Below are 20109 nucleotides of genomic sequence, written 5' to 3'. Positions count from 1 at the left end.
CGCACGATAGACCGCACAATATATTCATTAATGAGAATATATTGTCGGTTCGGTAAGGTATATATCACATCATACTCTACCGCACCCGTAAGGTCCTGGTCTGGCCATGAAGCGCAGGGATTGGCTTATCGATTTCGTCAGCGGTAGGGGCTTCCGGACGGGATGGACCGTCTTCATCATCGCCTTCTTTCTGTTCTTCGTCATCCTTCCCACCGTCTACGTCATCTCTTATGTTTTCACCGACTGGGATTCCATTACCGTCGTGATCGGCCAGCCGGAGACGCTCGACATCATCCTCGACGCCGTCATGGCCTCCTTTGCCATCGCCGGCATCGTCACGGTCATAGACTTCCTGGCCGGCCTGCCGATAGCCTGGATGATGGTGCGCAAGGAGTTCCGGGGCAAGAGGTTCCTCGACACCATGATCGACATGCCCCTGGCGGTCCCCACCGCCGCGCTGGGCTTCTCCGCCGCGATCTTCTGGGCGACCACGCCGGACGCTCCCCCGTTCTCCATGTCAAGCTTCGGGCTGGGCATCAGCTCCCCGTTCCTGCTGATCATCCTGCTGCACGTGGTGTTCTCGTACCCCTACATGGTGCGGTCCCTCACGGCGATACTGGATGAAATAGACGAAACGTACGAGACCGCGGGAAGGACCCTGGGGGCGAGCCGCCTCACTGCCGCGAGGACCATCACCCTCCCCCTGTTCCGGGCCGGGCTGGCCACCGGCGTCATCCTGTGCTTCGCCCGCAGCATGAGCGAGACCGGCGGCACCATGATCGCCCTGTCCACCATGGGGGCGTCCGATACGTTCGCCACCGGCCCCACCCTGATCGGCGCATGGAAGACGCTGTCGGGATCGGACCCCTCCTACGGCCCCGCCCTGGCCGTAGTGTCCATCATACTCATCGTCCTGTCGCTCGTCCTCCTGGTCATCCTGAAGCTCATCATCATGAAGTTCCACCTGCCCCTGCGGAAGGTATGGCCCATGCCCGAGAAGCTCCTGAGCAAGGGAGCGTTCCCCAAGATCAAGGACGGCTTGGCGGTATTGTTCCTCGCGCTCATAGTGCTCATCCCCTCCTTCTTCATCTTCACCTTCGTCCTGTTCTCCGAACCTGCCGCTTCCGATTGGTCCGCCTTCTGGGGAGCCCTGTCCTCGTCCTTCGCCCTGGCCGGCATAGTCACCGTCATCGACCTGGTCCTGGGCATACCGTTCGCCCTGTACATTTCCAAGAACCGCGACCGCAAAGCGTCCCATATCCTGGACGTCCTGGTCAACGTGCCCCTTATCGTGCCCACCGCCGCGCTGGGGATATCGCTGAGCATGTTCTGGAGCCAGGTGGGCATGTCGTCGACCTTCGGCCCCCTCATCCTGGTGTTGGTGCACGTCGCCTTCACCTACCCCCTAGTGGTCCGCAACGTGGCCGGCGCGGTGGAGGAGGTCAACCCGTCCTATGAGGAGACGGCCAGGACCCTGGGGGCCCGGCCGATCCAGAGCTTTCGCAGGGTGTTGTACCCCCTGGTCAAGGGGTCCATCCTGGCCGGCGCGATCATGGCCTTCACCAGAAGCCTGGGGGAAACGGGGGCGACGCTGGCGGTCCTGGGCGAGGATGCCCCGGTGGCCCCGGTCTACATCGTGAGCCTGGTGGAGGGCCACATGTACTACCAGGCCGCCATGGCCTGCATAATCCTCATAGTGATCTCTTACCTGGCCATGCTGCTGCTCCGCTACGCCACCCGGAAGGAGGTGGCGTAATGCCGACCATATCCCTGCACAACGTGAGCAAGCACTACGACGACATCCAGGCCGCCAACGGGCTGGAGCTGGAGGTCCGCGACGGGGAGTACATGTGCCTCCTGGGGCCGACCGGCGCGGGGAAGACCACGATTCTCCGCATCATCGCCGGGCTGACCCGGCCGGATTCCGGGAATGTGCTGTTCGACCAGCGCGACATCACCAGGCTGGAGCCGGAGGCCCGCAGCGCCGTCCTGCTCTCCCAGACCTACTCCCTGTTCCCGTCCATGACGGTGGCGGAGAACATCCTGTTCGGGCCGAACATCAGGAAGGTCCCGGACGAGGAGAAGCGGCAGACCCTGGCGTCCCTGCTCGACCTGGTGAGGCTGACCAAGCGGTCCGACTCCTACCCCCGCGAGCTGTCGGGGGGCATGCAGCAGAGGAACGCTCTGGCCAGGGCCCTGGCCACCGATCCCGACGTGCTCCTGCTGGACGAGCCGCTGAGGGCCCTGGACGCAAGGCTGAGGATCGACCTCCGCCACGAGCTGCGTTCCCTGGCCAAGGAGCTGAGGCTCACGGTCCTCCATGTCACCCACGACCAGGAGGAAGCGCTGGTGATGGCCGACCGCATCGCGGTGATACGGAGCGGCCGCATCATTCAGGTCGGGACCCCGAAAGAAGTGTTCGACGACCCCGCCACGCCGTTCGTGGCCAACTTCGTGGGCCAGTCCAATTTCTTCGTCGGGAACGTCGTAACCTCCGGCAGCGGAAGGATCACCACCGTGCAGGACGAGGCGGGGCGGACGGTGTTCGCCAGGCCCTGCGACCTCCCAGTGGACTGCAAGGTGGCGGTGGCCATCAAGGTCGGCAACGTCCGGGTGGTCAGGGAGAGCGACGCCTTCCTGACCGGCACCGTGGAACGAACCCTCTTCGAGGGCCGCATCGTGCACTTGGACGTGGATGTGGAGGGCCTCGGCCGATACTCCGTCAAGCTGCCGGCCAGCCGCAAGGACCAGGTCAAGGTGGGCGACCGGGTCGGTTTGAACTGGAACATATGGAACGCCTCGGTGTTCCCGTACCCCGAGGGCGGGCTGGAACAGGAGCTGAGGGTGGATTAGATGCCGACAGTGGAACTGAGGGGCATAAGCAAGTGCTTCGGCAAGGTCACCGCCTCGTGCGACATCGACCTGGTCATCGAGGACAAGGAGTACGTGACCATCCTGGGGCCCTCGGGATGCGGCAAGACCACCCTGATCAGGATGATCGCCGGGATACTGGAGCCGACCACCGGCACCGTGCTCATCGGGGGCAGGGACATGGCCGGGGTGCCGGTGGAGGAGAGGGGCATAGCCTACGTGTTCCAGAACATCGCCCTGTTCCCCCACCTGACCGCCCTGGACAACGTGGCGTACGGCCCCATCGTGAGGGACATGGGAGATGACAAGGTCAACGAGGTGCCCAAGAGATACCTCGACATGGTCAAGCTCCTCGACCGGATGGACATGCTCCCCTCCGAGCTGTCGGGAGGGGAGCAGCAGAAGGTGTCCCTCGCCCGGGCCCTGGCCTCGGGGACCGACCTGCTCCTGCTGGACGAGCCGCTGTCGGCGCTGGATGCCAGGGTGCGCATGGACCTGCGGTACGAGCTGCGCCGCCTGGCCAAGTCCCTCGGGCTGACGGTCGTGCACGTCACCCACGACCAGGAGGAGGCCATGACCGTCTCGGACCGCATCGTCCTGATGAAGAACGGGCGCATCGTGGAGACGGGGACCCCCGAGGCGATGTACCGCACCCCCAAGGAGCTGTTCACCGCGAACTTCATCGGGGAGACCAACCTGCTGGAGGGGGTGGTGAGGGGCGTGACCGAGGAGGCCTCCCTGGTGGAGCTGCGCGACGGCACGGTGGTGGAGGCGCAGCCCTCCCCGTTCAAGGGCGGCGACGCCGTGGTGCTGTCCATAAGGCCCGAGAGGGTCCATCCCGCCCATGTCCCGGCGGGGCTTCACGCCAAGATAAGCTCCATGACCTACATGGGCACATATGTCCGCATCACCGCGGAAGCGGACAGCGAGGACGTCATGGAGTTCGATGTGGCAGCATCCGAGGACAGAGATTATAAATTGGGGGACGATGTGAGCCTGGTCTGGAGCAAGAGATCGGGGATGATCTACCAGAGACCGCTGGGAGGAGTTGCGGAGGCGATCAAGCTTGAATGAACGCAAATCGTTGATGGACTGGTTCGGGAAGCGCCGCGAGACGGTGGTGATGAAAGGGATATGGGACCACCTGCGCTCGGTGGGGGACAGCGTGTCCGAGCTGAACAAGGCGATCACCGCGCTGACCCAGGGCGACCGGGACCGGGCCATGGAGGCGTTGTCCCGCATGATGCTCACTGAGCAGGAAGCGGACAGCATAGAGGAGGCCATCAGCGAGGAGCTTTCCAAGGGGGACATGGACGCCAGGGAGCGCAGCGACCTCATGCGCATGGTCCGCCGCATCGACTACATTGCCGACTGGGCCAAGGAAGCGGGCATGAACCTCCAGCTTATCCTCGAGGCCAACGTGAAGGTGCCCACCGAGCTGTGGGTGCACTACCACGAGATGACCAAGGAGCTGGAGAAGGCTCCCCGCGAGCTGCTCGTAAGCATAGAGAACCTGGGGGTCAACTGGGACCGGGCCAACGCCCACTCCCGCGAGGTGGAGAGGCTGGAAGAGGTCCTGGACAGCATGTACTTCCGCACCAAGAAGGAGATACTGTTCTCCGAGACCGACCCCCGCGCGGTGTTCCTCCTCCGCGACATGCTCCACGGCATCGAGAACTCCGCGGACTCCTGCAAGGACGTTGCTGACATCATCCACATATTGCTTATCTCCGAAGCTCACAAAGGCAAGATAGCATGACCGACAGGCTCTTCGGCACCAATGGGGTCAGGGGCGTCATCAACAAGGATATGGACGTCCAGCTGGCCATGGACCTCGGCAAGGCGATCGGAACTTTCATGGGCGGCAGGGTGGCCATAGGGAACGATTCCCGGACCTCCGCGGCCATGATCAAGAGCGCCGTGGCGGCCGGGCTCATGTGCGCCGGCGTCGAGGTGCTGGACCTCGGCCTCGTCCCCACCCCGGTGGTGCAGCACTACGTGAAGGCGAACCGGCTGTCGGGCGGGGTCATGATCACCGCTTCCCACAATCCTCCCGAGTTCAACGGCATCAAGTGCGTGGACTCCGACGGCACCGAGATGCCGCGGCATAAGGAGGAGGAGATCGAGCGGCTGTACTTCACCAGGACCTTCCGTTCCCAGGACTGGAAGGCCGTGGGAAGGATGCACCAGGCCACCGGGGCCGTTCCCGCGTACCTGTCCTCGGTGAAGCGCTTCACCGACCTGGATGCCGTGCGCGGGGCTGGCCTCACCGCCGTCCTGGACTGCGCCAACGGCGCGGGGGTGGCCTCGGCGCCCCAGCTCCTCGACGAGCTGAACGTGCGGGCCATCACGCTCAACGGGAACCCCCTGGGAACCTTTCCGGGCCATCCGTCCGAGCCGGTGGAGGCTCATTTGAAGGACCTCATCGCCATGGTGAAGGAGACCGGCGCGGACATGGGCATCGCTCATGACGGGGACGCCGACCGCACCATCTTTATCGACGACCGGGGCCGCTACATGTACGGCGACAAGAGCCTCGCCATCACCGCTGCCGCCATGGTGCGCGAGAACGGCGGGGGCATCGTGGTCACGCCGGTATCGTCGTCGGCGTGCGTGGAGGACATGGTCAGGGCCGAGGGCGGGGAGGTCCTGTACACCCGCGTCGGCGCTCCCGTGGTGGCGAGGAAGATGATCGAGGTCGGAGCGGTGTTCGGGGGCGAGGAGAACGGCGGACTGATCTTCCCCAAGCACCAGTACTGCCGCGACGGGGCCATGACCGTGGCCAAGATGCTGGAGATCGTGTCGAAGCAGGGGCCGCTCTCCGAGCTGGTGGACGCGATACCCCAGTACTGCCAGGACAAGCGCAAGCTGGAATGCCCCGACGACCGGAAGGAGAGGGTGCTGGCCGCGCTGGTGGAGTACTACTGCAAGGACTCCGTGGACACCACCGACGGGGTCAAGATATGCTATTCCGGGGGCTGGACCCTGGTGCGGCCGTCCGGCACCGAGCCGCTGTTCCGGGTGTACTCCGAGGCCAGGACGCTGGACGAGGCGAAGAGGCGCTCCGACGAGTGCGAGAAGGTCCTCTCCGACCTCATCGAGGAGTGAAGCCTTCGGCCCAGTCGAGCTCGGCGACGCTCACAGCGTTATGAGCTCGTAGTCGCGGGACCCCATGCCCAGCTCCTCGGCGTAACTCAGCTGGACGGTGGGGCTGGCCAGCGGCCAGGTCCCCTTGAATTTGTCCCCGCCCGCGGCATGCTCATTCTCCAGCTTGGAGCCGTGCAGGCCGACCTGCTTGTTCACCAGGTCGTAGCAGGCCTGATCGATGGCCACCGGGTCGGTCGACGCCAGGATGCCGATGTCCGGCACGATGGGCGCGTCGCTCCAGGGGATGCAGTCGCAGTCGGGGGTGATGTTCATCAGGAAGCTGATGTAGCCGATGCGGCCGGGGTGCGACGCCGCGAACCCGTAGGCGTACTCGGTCATGCGCTCCATCATCTCCGGCACGTCGGTGGTCCAGTCGATGTCGATGGCCTTCTCCGGGCACACCGTGATGCACTCTCCGCACCCGATGCAGCCTTCCGTCGTTATCTCCGCCTTCTCCTCGATCTGGATGGCGTCCTGGGGGCACACCTTCTCGCACTCCCCGCAGGCGATGCACTTCTCCTGGTTAACCGCCATGCGGCAGGAGTGCTGCTCCAGCTTCCCCGAGGCGGGGGCCCCGCCCATGGCCATGTTCTTTATCGCTCCCCCGAACCCGGTAAGCTCGTGGCCCTTGAAGTGCGACATGACAATGACGCTGTCCGCGGAAACGATGTCCCTGGCCAGCTTGACCGATGAGAAGTGCTTCTTGTCGATCCTGACCTCGGCGATGCCGTCGCTCTTTAGCCCGTCCGCTATGATAATGGGGGCGCCGGTGACGGTGTAGCCGAACCCATGCTCCAGCGCGGTGATGAGATGGTCGACCGAGTTGTGCCTCGATCCCGAGTAAAGCGTGTTGGTGTCGGCGAGGAACGGTTTCGCTCCCTGGGCCTTCACCTTGTCCACCACCCTGCGGACGAACACCGGGTTGATGTAGGTGTCGTTCCCCCTCTCCCCGAAGTGCAGCTTTATCGCGGTCAGATCGTTCTCCTCGATGACCTTGTCCAGACCGGCGTGGTCGAACAGTCTATCGACCTTGTTGACCTTGCTGTCCCTGTCCGACCTCGACCTGAGATTGAAAAAATAGACCTTGCTCGACACGGCCCCGTCTCCTCTGAAGGGGCATCGCAATCCATTCTATTTCAACCGATGGGGCCGCGCACCAGGAAAATAATGACCGGCGCTCAGCGCCGGAACAGGGAGGAGATGCCGTTGACATGCTCTTTGTCCCCCTTGCTGCGGTACTTCCAGGAGACGGCGATGGCCTCCTGCACCATCCGCGCGCCCAGAGCGGAGGTGTTGCCCTTGTCGAAGGGCGGGGATATCTCCACCACGTCGAATCCGACCATGCGCGGGCCCAGCATGCTGATGCACTTCTTGACGTCCAGGGACGTCAGTCCGAACGGCTCGGGGACCCCGGTCCCGGGAGCGAAGGCCGGGTCGATCCCGTCGATGTCCAGGGACAGGTAGATCTTGTCCTTCTTGATGATGTTGAGCGCTCTCTTGAACGCCTTCTCCACTCCTTCCTCGGCGATGGTGTAGGCGTCGATGTACTCAGGCTTATCGTCGAGGGCCGCCTCCTCCTTGGACATGGAGCGTATGCCGAACACCAGGAGGTTGTCCCGGCCCACGTGCTCCGCCGTCCGCCGGGAAACGCAGGCGTGGCTGTACCTCTGCCCCATGTACGAGTCGCGGTAATCCAGGTGGGCGTCGATGGAGATGACCCCCACGTCCTTGAACGCCGTTATGGCTGGTATGGACACGGAGTGCTCTCCGCCCAGGAATATGGGGAACTTGCCATCCCTCACTATCCTCTTGGCGACCTCTCCGGCGGCCTCGACCATCTCCTGAGGGGACTCGTAGTCGCCCAGGTCCCCCATGTCGTGGGTCTTGACATCGTTGAGGTCGATGTTGTGCTCGAAAAGGAACTTCTCGAAATTGTACGATGCCTCACGTATCGCGTTCGGCGCCGATCTCGTACCGGGCCGGTAAGTGGTGGTCCGATCGAAGGGCACGCCTACGATGATGTACTTGGCGTCCTCGTACGACGAATCGGCGCCCAGGAACGTGATGCCGGGCAAGGACATCGTTATACCTTGGTGATCTTCCGCTTGCCCATGGCCACCATGTACAGGACCTCTTCGCCCGCATTGAGCTGGCCCTTGAACTCCTCGTCGATGGGCAACGAGAACTGCTCGAAAGTCTCCAGGTCCATCATTTGGATCTCGTCCCCTGCGATATTCAGGATCTGACCCTTCCGCTTGTCGATCATGGGTATCTGGACCTTATGCTTGACGGGGTGGACGACGCTTCTCTTCTTCCCGTCGAAAAGGCCTACGGCATCTATGCGAGATTTCGCTTCACCGTGCTTCCCTGGCTTGGAAGTGTCAATGGAGAGGATCTTGCAGGGCTCCTCATCGATCAGCATGTAGCGTCCTACTTTGAGTTCCCTGACTTCAGCCTGAGTCCACATAAATATCAATTGACGGAAACCGCCGCCACCATAAATATTTTGCTAGGTTTCGGCGACCCCGCCGAAGCACCAACGCCGCATTTCCCAGATTAATATCGGAGCGGGGCGCTTTTGCGCCCTGCGCCCCCTCACCTGCGCGGATTGTTCCCCTTCCAGGGGCGCCCCTGGCCCCTTCCCCTGTCCTGGCCGCGGAAGCTCTGCGGGGGCCTTGGCCCTCTCCGCGGCCCCTGGGGCCTCTGGCCCTGGAACTTCTGGGGCTCCTTCTTCGGAGGGTCCGGGTACTTCTTCATGATCTCCTCGACCCTCCTGGCGAGGTCCTCGTTCAGCTTGTCGCCGACGAAGCTGCCCTTGTAATAATCGACCCGGGCAGCGATGGCCAGCTTCCCGGCCATGGCTCGGGCGATATTCCCCCTCTGCCACCACGGGGCCCTGTGGACCGTAGGATGCTGGAAGATCACGCCGTGCTTGGGGGGCCTCTTCCCCTGGCGGAGATGGGCGAACAGCGCCTTCTCCGCGCCCAGCAGCTGCACGGTGCCGGACGGCATCCTGGACAGGCGTTTCAGCCCGCCGGCGATGGAGATGAGCCTGGCGCCGAGGCTGGCCCCGACGATGGCGGTGAGGTTGGGAGCGGCGACCTGCATCCTCTCGGAGATATACGCCTCCAGGCGGTCCTTCTCAGCGTACAGCTGCAGCAGGGCGGAGGCGAACTGCCTGACGGTCTCGAGGTCCTGGTCCTCCAGCTCGGAGCCGACCGACTCCAGCTGCAGGTCCAGCGCCGAGAGGACAGCGTCCCTGGAGCCCTTCTCGGCGATGAGCCGCACGTACCTTTCCTCGGCGGCGTAGTCCGCCAGCTCGGGGAAGTGCAGCCCATACCACTCGTGGAGGCGCTCGCTCATCAGGTTGATCATCTCGATGGTGTCGTCCATCGCCCTGACGGCCTGGACGATGAACCGGTCCGGCGGAAGCGGCTCCCTGGTCCGTATCTTCCCCAGCTCGACCATGACCTTCTGCATGAGCTGGGGGGTGTACCCGTAGTCCTCCGGCTTGATGAAAGCGGAGTCGAACACCTCCGGCTTGCCGAGCCTGGACAGGCGCGGATCGGCCACGTGCATGCGCTTCTCCGCGAGCTTCTCCTCCTCCGGGAGCACGTCCCCGCGCTGGATGGCGGCGAGCTTCTCGGCCATCTGCTTGGGGTCCTTGCCGAAAAGGGTGTGGCGGACCACCTTGTCCTTGTCCACAAGGAATACGCCGAACCACTTGGTTACCAGGATCATCGCCAACCTCCAACCCCTCCCTGCCCTTCTACTTTGTCATCCCCGCGATGCGGGCGATCTCCTCTTCCGGCAGGTCGTCGAGGCCGCCCAGCTCCTCGCAGCGCAGCTGCACCGAGGCGATGTACTCCATGGTGTCCATGCGGTTGAAGGCGTCCAGCAGGTCCTTTCCCACTGCCAGGGCGCCGTGGCTCTCCAGCAGGCAGGCCTTGTTCGTCCCCAAGCCCTGGGACACGTTCTTCGCGAGGCCCTCCGACCCCGGGGTGGCATAGGCCACGGTGGGAACGAGCTCGCCCAGCACCATGATGGCCTCTGGGGTCATGGCGGAGCGGAACGGTCGACCCTGCACGGCCAGCACGGTGCAAGACAGGGGGTGGCAGTGGACCACCGCGCCCACGTCGGGGCGGCGGCGGTAGATGCCCAGGTGGAAGGGCGTCTCCATCGACGGCCGCTTCCCCTCCTCGGCCTTGCCGCTCTGGATGTCCACCCTGATCATCTGCTCCGGTCCGAGTATGCCCTTGCACGCCCCCGACGGGGTGATGAGCATGCTCCCATCCTCCAGCCGGACGCTGATGTTCCCCCCGTTGCCGTAGGTGAGCCTCCTCTCCCACAGCATCCGGCCCACCTCGGCCAGCTGCTTCCTTGCCTCTTTCTCGCTCAGAGGTCCCCCTCCTCGGAGAACTGCTCCTTGCGGAGCGCTCCTATCTCCGAGGGCCGCAGGATCCCCATCTCGGTGATGAAGCCGGTGACGTACTTCGCCCTGGTCATGTCGAAGGAGGGGTTCAGCGCAGTGACCTCTTTCGGGGCGATGCGCTTGTTCCCGATCATGGTCACCTCCTCCTCGGCGCGGTCCTCGATGACGATCTCGTCCCCGCTGACGATGCTGAAGTCGAAGGTGGACATCGGCGCGGCCACGTAGAAGGGGACGGCCAGCTCATGGGCCAGCACGGCCTTGTCAAAGGTCCCTATCTTGTTGGCGAAGTCCCCGTTGGCGGCGATGCGGTCCGCTCCGACAATGACCATATTGGTGTCGCGGCACATCATCGCGCCGGAGGCGCCGTCAACGATGACATTGTGCGGTATGCCCTCATTGTACAGCTCCCAGGCGGTGAGCTTCATGCCCTGGAGGCGCGGCCTCGTCTCCGAAACGTACACGAAGATATGCTTCCCCTGGGTCCAGGCGGTGCGGATGGGAGCTAGCGCGGTCCCGATGTCCACGGTGGCCAGCGCGCCGGCGTTGCAGTGGGTCATGATGTTCCACTCCTCGTCAATGAGGTCGGCGCCGTACTTGCCGATGAGCCGGCACTTCTCCACGATCTGGTCGGCGTACCCGTCCGCGGCGTCCACAGGGTCGTCGCCCAGCTCCAGGGAGTTGAGCATGTGGTCCACGGCGTAGAAGAGGTCGTACGCGGTCGGCCTGGTGGCCTTTAAGGTGGCGGCGGCCTCCTGCAGGTCCGCCCCGTTCCTGGCCGCCAGGGCCATGCCGTACGCGGCGGTCGCCCCGATGGAGGGCGCGCCCCTCACGGTCATGTTCTTGATGGCCTCCGCGATCTGGAGGTAGTCGGTGAAGTCCACGATCTTGAACCGTTCGGGGAGGATGCGCTGATCGATCATGCGGACCTTCCCGCCCTGATGCCATACCGCCCTCACTTCCCTGCTTCTCTTGCCCTGAAGAACCCTCATGAGATGACCTCCAAGTCATTCCCATCACCGATACTAAAATCCTCGTATGGCTGGGCATTATTCAGGTAGGCGATCTCGCTTGGACCATCAGGGGCGGTGTGACTCATTAAAGATGGTGGCTTACAAGGCTGAGAGAACTGGTAAGACATTCGTCCAGGTCGATCCCAGGGGCACGAGCCAGGAGCGCTCGTGCTGCGGCGAAATCGTTTCTAAATCGCTTAGCGATCGGTGGCACAACTGTCCCTACTGTGGGTCGCCTCTATCGCGTGACCATGATTCTTCCATCAATATCCTCCAACGAGGTATTGAGAAGGTACGGTAGGAACGACCGGAACTTACGCTTGTGGACAGAATGGCCCTGCCTTATCGAAAGACGAGGCATGCCGTCTGAATGAATCAAGAAGCTCTGTACTGTTAGAACAGTTCACTAGCCATCAGACGAATAATCGTCTTTCCCATCAACTTATTAATATTCAGGCGACGATAAGTGACCACGCTATGAAGAAGAGCACCGCCTTGGACGTTTATTCTACCAGTTCAGGTCTCAAGCAGATCTCCAATCCGGTCCGCCAGAAGATCCTGAGCGAGCTGCAGAGGCGGGACCTCAGCCTGTCGGAGATAGCCCAGCTCACCGGGAAGGCGCAGTCCACGCTGTCGGTGCATCTGGACAAGATGGTCAAGGAGGGCCTGGTGGCGTCGAGGGACGACCCCACCGACAACCGCAGAAAGATCTTCTACCTGGTGTCCAAGCCGGTCGGCAGCTCCGTCGTCCCCCGCGAAGACCTCAGCAAGGCGGTCAGCAACATCGTGGACAAGAGCATCGGGACCCCCTCGTCGTTCCTCAAGGGCGAGTTGCGGGCCATGGTCATCGGGGTCGAGGCCATCGGCCTGAACATGGACCCGGTCCTCAAGGACATCGGCCGGCAGATCGGGGCCACCATATCCAAGCACATGGAGTCCACCGATGTGAAGGGCCTCATCGAGGAGGTCAAGGAGTTCTACGCGCAGCACGAGCTGGGCGAGGTGAACGTGTACTCCCTGATGCCGCTCACCCTCATAATCAAGGACGACTACGACGCTTCGGACATACCGGACGTGGGCAAGACGCTGTGCATTCTGAACGAGGGGATAATGGAAGCGATCTTCGACACCAAGACCGGGGTGCCCCTGAGAGTGACGCATTCGGAATGCTTCGGCACCAAGAGCAACTTCTGCAAGTTCGTCCTCGAGCCGACGCTGTATGATTGATCAACGCTCCCACGTTGTCTGCATGGGACCTTGAGGTCGCGGGCTTTCCCGCCTTCGTAGACGAATCAGTAGGGGCAGAAGCTGCTGCTGGCCGGGGGGTTCTCGGTCAGCGAGCACAGCGGGTCCTGCGAATACACGCCGCGGCCGAAGTAGAACGCGTTGGCCCGGCAGCCCCAGCAGGCCCCCTTGTCGCACGACGTGCAGGCCTCGTCGCCCGACCTCCTGAACTCGGTGAAGAACAATGACGAGGCGTTCGATGATACGATGTCCTCGAAGGTCTGCTCCCTCACCGAGCCGAGAGTGCGGCGCAGGGAGTAGCACGATGACACCTTTCCGTCGAGGGACACGAACACTATGGACCCGCAGTACTGCTTGGGGAAGTCCTGGCAGCCCATGCGCTTTCCTTCCAGGAACAGTTCGTCCCTCGCGGCGTAGGCCGCGTTGACATCGTCGGCGCGGGGCAAAAGGCCGTACAGCTTTCCCGCGTCGTCCACCGGCTTGAGGGTCATCAGGCAGGTGCGCATGCCCAATTCGCTGTACAGCGTGGACATGGTCTGCTTGACATCCTCTACCGTATGCTGCGAGGTCATCATGATCAGGTTACCTATCTCCTCCGGCGGCTTGCCCATATCCTGGAGGAGCTTCACCCCCCGCAGTGTGTCGCGGGTGGTCTTGGGATTGTAAGTGGAACGGATGCTCTGGAGAACGTCAGGATCGAGCGAGTCGAGGTGCACCATGACGAAGCCGCCCTGGGTGAGCTCGATGACCCTCTTGGCGTTGACCACGTCATTGAGCAGCGGGCCGCAGGTCCAGATGTTGTTGGTCAGTCCAGCGTAGCGGGCCGACTGCATAAGCTCGACCCAGTCCGGCCTCTCCAATGGGTCTCCCCCCATCCAGTCTACGTGCTTGATGCCCATGTTGGCGGCGCGGCGGAGCAGTCCCTTGATCTCGCGGGTGGTGAGGGGCTCACCCGGGGAAACGCTCCTCGCATAGCAGTAGGAGCAGTCGGCCGAGCAGTCGGTGGAACACTCTATTTGCAGTCGGAACGGGGTCATCCGGTCGAAGTGGTCCTGTTGGAGCTTGCCCTGCTCCGATCTGCACAACAATATCGTCTCCAGCGCCGAGTCAGTAATGGGCAGTACTTCACTCTCCAGTGCGTATCGGTTGGTCCAGGTACGGAGCTGCTTAATAATCTTTGGTATTAAGGTTAGAAGCCCGCCGATGATATGGGATACTGGTCAGTGGTGCCGTTCTGGCCTCAGTGCCGGTGACGGTGGTGCGAGTCGGGGTAGTGCGAATGGTTATGCTCGAAGGCCTCGTGCACGTGCTCGTGCAAATGCGTTCCCGCTTCCGGCGTCTCGTGGTGATGGTGATGCTCGTCCTCGGAGTGCCGGTGAGCGTGGACCACCCGTTCGTGCCGGTGGCGGTGGGAATGTTTCTCTGTCACCAGGAGATAAGTGCCCAGCGCCATGAGCGCCGCCGCCGGCAGCATTCCGATCGAGACCGCCTCGCCCAGCAGGGGGATGGACACCGCCGCGCCGACGAACGGGCCGAAGCTGTAGAACGCCCCCGTCCGGGAGGAGCCCAGCTTGTCCAGGGCGAAGATGAACAGGACCAGGCTGACCCCGTAGCTCAGCGCGCCGAGCAGGAGCGCCGCCAGCACCTCCGCTCCCAGGCCACTCAGCTGCCCGAGCAGTGCGGCCGAGGCCAGGGACACGCTGCCCGCCACCAGCCCCTTGAGCATGGCGATCTGGGAAGGGTCCTTCCCCGAGATGCGGCTGGTGAGGTTGTTGTCCAGCCCCCAGCAGGCCATCGACAGCACGATCAGCGCCGCCCCCAGGGGGGAGGCGCCGCCCATGGGGCCCAGGGTGAGCAGCGCCCCTCCGGCGGTCATGGCCGCTAGGGCCGCCCAGGTCCTCTTCCCCACCTGCTCCCTGAACACTACCAGGGCGATGACCGCGGTGGCGATGCCCTCCAGGTTCAGGAACAGGGAGGAGGCGAAGCCCGACACCATGGTCAGGCCGGTGAGCATCAGTATGGGGGCGGCGATGCCTCCCGACGCCACGGCCCCGGCGAGGTAGGGAATGTCGCTCCTGACGATAGGGCCGCCCAGCCTCTCTTTCCCCTTTGCCCGGGAAACGGCGCGGAAAGTGGCCAGGCCGATGAACGCGCCCGCATAAAGAAGGCCGGCCAGGGCCACCGGCTCTATGTCCGCCACCAGTAGCTTGGCCACGGGGACGCTGATGCCGAACAGTGCGGCCGATGTTAGTATGTATAAGAAAGGCCGCGCCGAAGCGCTACCCTGCCGGCCCGGAAACATCTCAGGAGGTCCCCTCGGTCCTCGCCGCGGGCTTCCACGGTCGATCGGCCTGCACCGCTCCGTACTCCTCGAAGATGACACGGTCCCCCTCGTACACGGTCATGCCGTACCTCGCCGCCTTCGCTGGGTCGGTGGTGCGCACACCGTTTTCATCGATGAGAGCTATGGTGAAGCGGGATAATGGATGTTCGCTGAGGACCTCCTGTATGTCCTCCCTCAATCCCTCGAACTCCTCTCGGGTCAGGCCGCCCGGTCTGGGCGTTGTCTTCTTTCTGTCCACGATGCACCCCGTTCCCGAAATGTCGAGCGGGGCGATAAAGATGCCCCAATCCATCGATGGAGACCGGAACGGCGACACGACGGTCCGGCTGGATGTGCTGTCAAGAACTTTCCGGCGACAGGGCTGTTCACTTCAATGGAGTTCCGCCTGGCCGATACTGATAAGATGTACTACGATGCCCCGGGAGAAGAGGAGTTCAATCTCTACGAGCATGAAGTATGGATCTCTTGAGCACCGATCTCCTGAGATCTGGCCAGAACAATAATAGCAGAAAAATGTAAAGGGAAGGGGTTTGTGGCATCTCGACTCCGCTGAACCAGATTTACAGCTCGTAGTTCTTGGGGTTGAAGGCAGGCACGTTCTTGTACTCCTTCAGCGCCCAGTCGACGAACTTACCTTCCTCGTCCGGCAGGGACTTGAGGTCGGTCAGGATCTTGTTCAGGGTGTCCTTCTCCTGCCTGCTGAGCTTCAGCTTGCCAGCGTCGTTGGACGCCTTGATGAGCTCGGCGGCCTTGAGACCGGCAGCCTTGGACCTGAGGTAGTAGGAGTTGCCCTCAGATACAATGGCCTGGCCGATCTTGTAGGCGTTGTCGTAGGCAAGAATGAAGGCCTCAGGCGACCTGAAGCGGTCGGAGGCGACATAGATGTCCCTCAGGATCTTGTCCTGCTTCAGCTGCTTGGCTGCGTTCATCAGGGCGGCCTCGTAGCCGATGACGCCGAGCCAGCACTGGACCGAGGAACCACCGAACTCGGGGTGGTACTCCACGGACTCGTTGGACCAAAGGTCAGCGGTCTGAGCGATGAGGTTACCCATCAGATCAGCGTGGGCATCCTGAGCGCCCTTGCCCTCCTGGGCGGACGGGCGGCCGGATATGGCCTTCAGGATCGGTCCCTCGTAGCCGCAGTCCTTGTCCGGACCGGTGGCACCGCACTCGATGGCCACCAGGGTCCTGGAGGCCGCGATGGCACGGGTCACGGCAGCCTGGGTCCTGGGCAGGTCCTTGTCGAGGTAGCCGCCGGCCATGAACATGGAGGTGTTCGCAGAGGCGCAGTAGGTGTCGCCGCCGGCGATGACCTTGTTCTTCTTGGCAACGTCGACGATCTGGGGCCAGATCCACTCCATGTCCAGGGGGCCGAGGTAGCCGCCGCCGAACAGCCAGCCCTTGATGTCCTGCCTGACCACCGCATAATCGGTGATCTCCTTGCCGCCCATGGTCTCCACGGACAGCACATCGGCGCCGTTCGCGGCCGCGACCTCGAAGGAGTCGAGGGTCTTCTCAGGGTACATGTGGTGCTTGTCCATTCCGTACCTGAGGCCTTCCTCGGCCAGCCTGGGGTCAGCGCAGGTGTGCCTGATGGCGGTCGCGATGCCGTACTCGTCGTGGAACTTCTGCAGCACGGCCTTCTGGCCGACTACAACGGGCTTGGCGAACTTCTTGGGGTCGTTACCCATCTGGTGGATCCACTCGTTCTCGAGCTGGACGCCGGGGAACCCGAGGGTCACCGCCCTGTTCATGATGTCAGTGGCGATGTAGTCCACGTACTCCCTGGTCAGGCTCTCGGGGTTCTTCTCAGCACCGGGCCTGGGGGCAAAGTTGACCTCAGGGTAGACAGTGCCGGCACCGACCTTCATGCCCAAGCCGTAGGACACTGGGTACTTGGCCTCACCGAAGATGAGGTCATCAGCGGAAGCGGTTTCCATCTTGGTAAACTTCTTGGTAGCCATTTTTGTCACCTCGTTTAAACCTTCCCCGCCTGGATGGCGTCCCAGTTGTCCCTGATCTTCCTCCAGTCCCAGCCAGCAGTGGCCTTGTTCACGAGGCCAGGTCCGTTGGCGGCCTTCTCAGCGTATACGCCCAGCGGGTAGGACTCCACGTACGACCTGTTGACAGCACCTCCAGCGCAGATGAAGGGGATGTTAATGCCCCTCTCCTGCAGCCTCTCCGCGATCTTGGGGAACGCGGACATGGTGGTGGTCATCAGGGCGGTGCCGGTAACGACCTGAGGCTTGTTCTCCTCAACAGACTTCACCACGGTGTCGACCAGGACATCCCTGCCCAGGTCAACTACCCCGTAGCCGTTGGACTTCAGCAGGACGGCAGCGATGTTCTTGCCGATATCGTGGGGGTCGCCCTCGGCAGCATGCATAACAACGGTGCCCTTCAGCTTCCTGGCGGTGGTCAAGGACTTCTCGGCCAGCTTGATCCCCTTGTCCATGGCGTCGGATGCTACCATGACATGGGGCAGGTAGTAGATACCGCGTCCGTACAGCTCGGCCACGACATCCATTCCCTTCAGCAGCCCGCCCTCGATAACCTGCTCGGGCTTGACGGTCTTCAGAGCCTCAGTGACATCGTCCTGGATGTTCTTCGCCTTCAGGAAAACAACGTCCTCAGCGACCTTCCTAAGAACCGGGTCCTTGGGGAGGATCCTTTCAGCGATCGTCTCAGGCTTGTCCTTCGCATCGGCAAGGATATCGTACCTCGTCAATATCTTGTCGGCGCTTACATTATCAAAGTCTGGCATTTGCTCAACTCCTAAATCCTCTTGGAGGGGCTCGAACTTTGAGACTCAAACCTCCCTCCGAAAAGAACAGCCCGATTTTGAGTATATTAATCTATTGCGAAAATGTAGCCTTGGGAAACTTATATGTGTAAAATATTATAATATAAAAAGTATTATATCACATTGTCTCGACGGGGCCGATTGTTCGGACGATATCTCCCCACGAGAGCTGAAATTGCAATAGCCAGATGTGAAATATCCAAGATTATTGCAATAGAGAAGTCTAGTCAAGCAATATAAACCTAACGGGCATTTGCAATATTCTATTATCGGTATGTAGACCGATACACAGCAATATACATAACATATAATTTAATTAATAATGAGATGTAGAATATTTATTTCCGAATTTAATAATCGGTATCCGACCTTATCTGGATGTATTCACGATTGTTCAGAAAATGCGACATATCAGCTTCGAAGCACCTGTCGAATGTCCTCTTTGCCCCGCTCTTTATCGGACGGTATGATCCGTTCTGCCGCTCCTGACCCGCACGGCGGCGCGGCGTTTTGTATGCCATAGACAATAACGAAAAATGTATAGGGTCGGAGCGGCGGGGAGCGGGCGAGCATAGATAAGGTAACAATCGTTTATGCCATTAGTCCCGTCGGGGAGATCACAGAAGCGTTCGGAGCGTGCAAGATCTCCCCCGAGGTGAGGGGATGAACAGAAGCTACGAGGAAATAAACTCCAAGATAGAGCGGGGCGACGCCGTAGTGCTTACGGCCGAAGAGGTCAAGAAAGTCGTCCAGGAACTGGGGGCTGAGAAGGCGGCCAAGGAGGTCGACGTCGTGACCACTGGCACCTTCGGCGCCATGTGCTCCTCCGGCGCGTTCATCAACTTCGGGCACTCCGAGCCGCCGATCAAGATGTCCAAGGTGTGGCTGAACGACGTCCCGGCCTATACCGGACTGGCCGCCGTCGACGCGTACATAGGGGCGACGGAGCCAGCGGAGGGTACGGGCTCCGAACACGGAGGGGCCCAGGTCATCGAGGACCTGGTAGCAGGCAGGCCGATCAAGCTGCGAGCTACTGCGTACGGCACTGATTGCTACCTCCGCAAGGACATCGAGACCTACATCTCGCTGAAGACGGTGAACCAGGCCTACCTGTTCAACCCGCGCAACATGAACCAGAACGGCGAGGTGGCCACCAACTCTTCCCCTGATCTCCTATACACCCACATGGGGAAGCTGCTCCCCCGATGTGGCAATGCCACGTACAGCAGCGCCGGCCAGCTGTCCCCGCTATTGAACGATCCTGCGCTGCGTACCATCGGCATGGGCACCAGGATCTTCCTGGGCGGGGGCATCGGGTACGTGGCATGGGAAGGGACGCAGTACAAGACCAACGTTCCGATGAGGAACGGGGTGCCGGCCTCCTCGGCCAGGGCGCTGGCGGTGATCGGCGACCTCAACGGCATGAGCACTAGTTACGTCAGGGCGCTGTACTTTCACAAGTACGGGTGGTCCCTGGGGCTGGGGATAGGGGTCCCCATCCCCATACTGGACGAGGACCTCATGAGGTCCGCGGCGATCACCGACGACAAGATCTTCGCCCCCGTCATCGATTACGCCGAGCGCTCTCGTGCTCGAACGCCGCTGAAGGAGGTGTCCTACGCCGAGCTCAAGAGCGGGGCCATCGAGATCGACGGCAAGGAGGTGCGGACCTCCTCGCTGTCCTCGTACCGCAAGGCCAGGGACATCACCGTGGAGCTGAAGAAAATGATCCTGGAAAAGAAGTTCACCCTCACCCCGCCGGTGGAGGTGCTGCCGAAGGAGCGGGTCCAGAAGCCTCTGGACCTCCGCTCCCCGACGGAGGTGTGAACATGGCCGAGAGAAAGTTCATCCTGCTGTTCACGCCGGACCGGGTCAGCACGCCGGTGACCTTCCGCCTTGCGCGAGAGTACAATATCGATTTCAACATCCTGAGGGCAGAGGTCAACGAGCAGGGAGGCAAGCTCATACTTTCCATGTCCGGGGACCGGGACGAGATCAGGAAGGCCCTCGCCTATCTCGAAAAGGAAGGCGTGCACGCGGGCGAGCTCGACCGGTACGTGGTCCTCGACAGTTCAATGTGCACCGACTGTTCGCTGTGCGTATCCATCTGTCCGGCGATGGCCTATCGCCTGGACCGCCAGACCTGGAAGGTGCACCTCGACCACCGGAAGTGCATCGCCTGCGGCATGTGCCTGGACGTCTGCCCCGCCCGTGCCATCAGCAAGAACGCGGCCGTGCTCGATTCGCCCTGAGCGGC

20 protein-coding genes are annotated in these 20109 nt (G+C 62.0%); 9 read left to right on the top strand and 11 right to left on the bottom strand.

Features of this window, described 5'->3' with window-relative positions; translation table 11 throughout:
• Window positions 1–106 precede the first annotated feature (106 nt).
• Genes WYS_RS10380 through glmM form a run of 5 tightly spaced genes read left to right on the top strand, consistent with a single transcriptional unit; the run spans window position 107 to window position 5979 of the window.
• On the top strand, window positions 107–1756 hold the full coding sequence (locus WYS_RS10380) for an ABC transporter permease (protein ID WP_019178104.1): 1650 nt from the start codon (window positions 107–109) through the stop codon (window positions 1754–1756).
• Window positions 1756–2853 carry an ABC transporter ATP-binding protein gene (locus WYS_RS10375; RefSeq protein ID WP_019178103.1) on the top strand — a complete coding sequence of 366 codons (1098 nt, stop codon included), beginning with the start codon at window positions 1756–1758 and terminating at the stop codon, window positions 2851–2853. The genes WYS_RS10380 and WYS_RS10375 overlap by 1 nt, the downstream gene beginning before the upstream one ends.
• Window positions 2854–3945: an ABC transporter ATP-binding protein gene (locus WYS_RS10370; RefSeq protein ID WP_019178102.1), complete on the top strand. Its 1092-nt coding sequence runs from the start codon at window positions 2854–2856 to the stop codon at window positions 3943–3945.
• Window positions 3938–4630 carry a DUF47 domain-containing protein gene (locus tag WYS_RS10365; protein ID WP_147654306.1) on the top strand — a complete coding sequence of 231 codons (693 nt, stop codon included), beginning with the start codon at window positions 3938–3940 and terminating at the stop codon, window positions 4628–4630. The genes WYS_RS10370 and WYS_RS10365 overlap by 8 nt, the downstream gene beginning before the upstream one ends.
• Window positions 4627–5979 carry a phosphoglucosamine mutase gene (gene glmM, locus WYS_RS10360; protein ID WP_019178100.1) on the top strand — a complete coding sequence of 451 codons (1353 nt, stop codon included), beginning with the start codon at window positions 4627–4629 and terminating at the stop codon, window positions 5977–5979. The genes WYS_RS10365 and glmM overlap by 4 nt, the downstream gene beginning before the upstream one ends.
• Before the next feature lie 30 nt (window positions 5980–6009).
• Here glmM and WYS_RS10355 read toward each other — a convergent pair whose 3' ends face one another.
• The 6 genes from WYS_RS10355 to mtnA all read right to left on the bottom strand — a co-directional run bounded on the left by WYS_RS10355 (window position 6010) and on the right by mtnA (window position 11439).
• Complete coding sequence (locus WYS_RS10355) at window positions 6010–7113, bottom strand: DUF362 domain-containing protein (protein WP_019178099.1); 1104 nt, start codon at window positions 7111–7113, stop codon at window positions 6010–6012.
• A gap of 83 nt (window positions 7114–7196) precedes the next feature.
• Entirely contained in the window at window positions 7197–8099 is a 903-nt protein-coding gene (gene speB, locus WYS_RS15080) for an agmatinase (RefSeq protein WP_019178098.1), read from the bottom strand.
• 2 nt (window positions 8100–8101) lie between these two features.
• Window positions 8102–8485 carry a translation initiation factor IF-5A gene (locus WYS_RS10345; RefSeq protein ID WP_019178097.1) on the bottom strand — a complete coding sequence of 128 codons (384 nt, stop codon included), beginning with the start codon at window positions 8483–8485 and terminating at the stop codon, window positions 8102–8104.
• A gap of 128 nt (window positions 8486–8613) precedes the next feature.
• Window positions 8614–9759, bottom strand: a complete 1146-nt coding sequence (locus WYS_RS10340; RefSeq protein ID WP_019178096.1) for an NOP5/NOP56 family protein — start codon at window positions 9757–9759, stop codon at window positions 8614–8616.
• 28 nt (window positions 9760–9787) lie between these two features.
• Entirely contained in the window at window positions 9788–10381 is a 594-nt protein-coding gene (locus tag WYS_RS10335; RefSeq protein WP_272898435.1) for a class II aldolase/adducin family protein, read from the bottom strand.
• Window positions 10382–10413: 32 nt separating this feature from the next.
• Window positions 10414–11439 carry an S-methyl-5-thioribose-1-phosphate isomerase gene (mtnA, locus tag WYS_RS10330; RefSeq protein ID WP_019178094.1) on the bottom strand — a complete coding sequence of 342 codons (1026 nt, stop codon included), beginning with the start codon at window positions 11437–11439 and terminating at the stop codon, window positions 10414–10416.
• Window positions 11440–11485: 46 nt separating this feature from the next.
• Between mtnA and WYS_RS16660 the strand changes: the two genes are divergently transcribed.
• Window positions 11486–11761 (top strand): zinc ribbon domain-containing protein, encoded by a 276-nt coding sequence (locus tag WYS_RS16660; protein ID WP_081579953.1) that lies wholly within the window; start codon window positions 11486–11488, stop codon window positions 11759–11761.
• Window positions 11762–11937: 176 nt separating this feature from the next.
• The gene (locus tag WYS_RS10320) at window positions 11938–12687 is read left to right on the top strand and encodes an ArsR family transcriptional regulator (RefSeq protein WP_019178093.1); all 750 of its coding nucleotides are present in this window, start codon (window positions 11938–11940) and stop codon (window positions 12685–12687) included.
• Between the two features lie 65 nt (window positions 12688–12752).
• Here WYS_RS10320 and WYS_RS10315 read toward each other — a convergent pair whose 3' ends face one another.
• From WYS_RS10315 to WYS_RS10290, 5 genes are all read right to left on the bottom strand, one after another.
• The gene (locus tag WYS_RS10315) at window positions 12753–13790 is read right to left on the bottom strand and encodes a radical SAM protein (protein WP_019178092.1); all 1038 of its coding nucleotides are present in this window, start codon (window positions 13788–13790) and stop codon (window positions 12753–12755) included.
• 155 nt (window positions 13791–13945) lie between these two features.
• Complete coding sequence (locus WYS_RS10310) at window positions 13946–15007, bottom strand: DMT family transporter (RefSeq protein WP_081579952.1); 1062 nt, start codon at window positions 15005–15007, stop codon at window positions 13946–13948.
• Window position 15008: 1 nt separating this feature from the next.
• Complete coding sequence (locus WYS_RS10305; RefSeq protein ID WP_147654305.1) at window positions 15009–15287, bottom strand: hypothetical protein; 279 nt, start codon at window positions 15285–15287, stop codon at window positions 15009–15011.
• A 322-nt stretch (window positions 15288–15609) separates the two neighbouring features.
• Entirely contained in the window at window positions 15610–17013 is a 1404-nt protein-coding gene (gene mtaB / locus WYS_RS10295; protein ID WP_019178088.1) for a methanol--corrinoid protein co-methyltransferase MtaB, read from the bottom strand.
• 14 nt (window positions 17014–17027) lie between these two features.
• Window positions 17028–17813, bottom strand: a complete 786-nt coding sequence (locus tag WYS_RS10290) for a methanol--corrinoid methyltransferase (protein ID WP_026069014.1) — start codon at window positions 17811–17813, stop codon at window positions 17028–17030.
• 702 nt (window positions 17814–18515) lie between these two features.
• Here WYS_RS10290 and WYS_RS10285 point away from each other — a divergent pair.
• Together WYS_RS10285 and WYS_RS10280 are read left to right on the top strand one after the other, a co-directional pair.
• Complete coding sequence (locus WYS_RS10285) at window positions 18516–19679, top strand: homocysteine biosynthesis protein (RefSeq protein WP_019178086.1); 1164 nt, start codon at window positions 18516–18518, stop codon at window positions 19677–19679.
• A gap of 2 nt (window positions 19680–19681) precedes the next feature.
• Window positions 19682–20104, top strand: coding sequence for an NIL domain-containing protein (locus WYS_RS10280; protein ID WP_049796333.1), 423 nt, complete (start codon window positions 19682–19684; stop codon window positions 20102–20104).
• The last annotated feature ends 5 nt before the right edge of the window (window positions 20105–20109 follow it).

It is taken from the genome of Methanomassiliicoccus luminyensis B10 (assembly GCF_000308215.1).
GTDB lineage: Archaea > Thermoplasmatota > Thermoplasmata > Methanomassiliicoccales > Methanomassiliicoccaceae > Methanomassiliicoccus > Methanomassiliicoccus luminyensis.
Note: the sequence above shows the minus strand (reverse complement) of the source record. Positions and strands in the feature narration are given on the sequence as shown.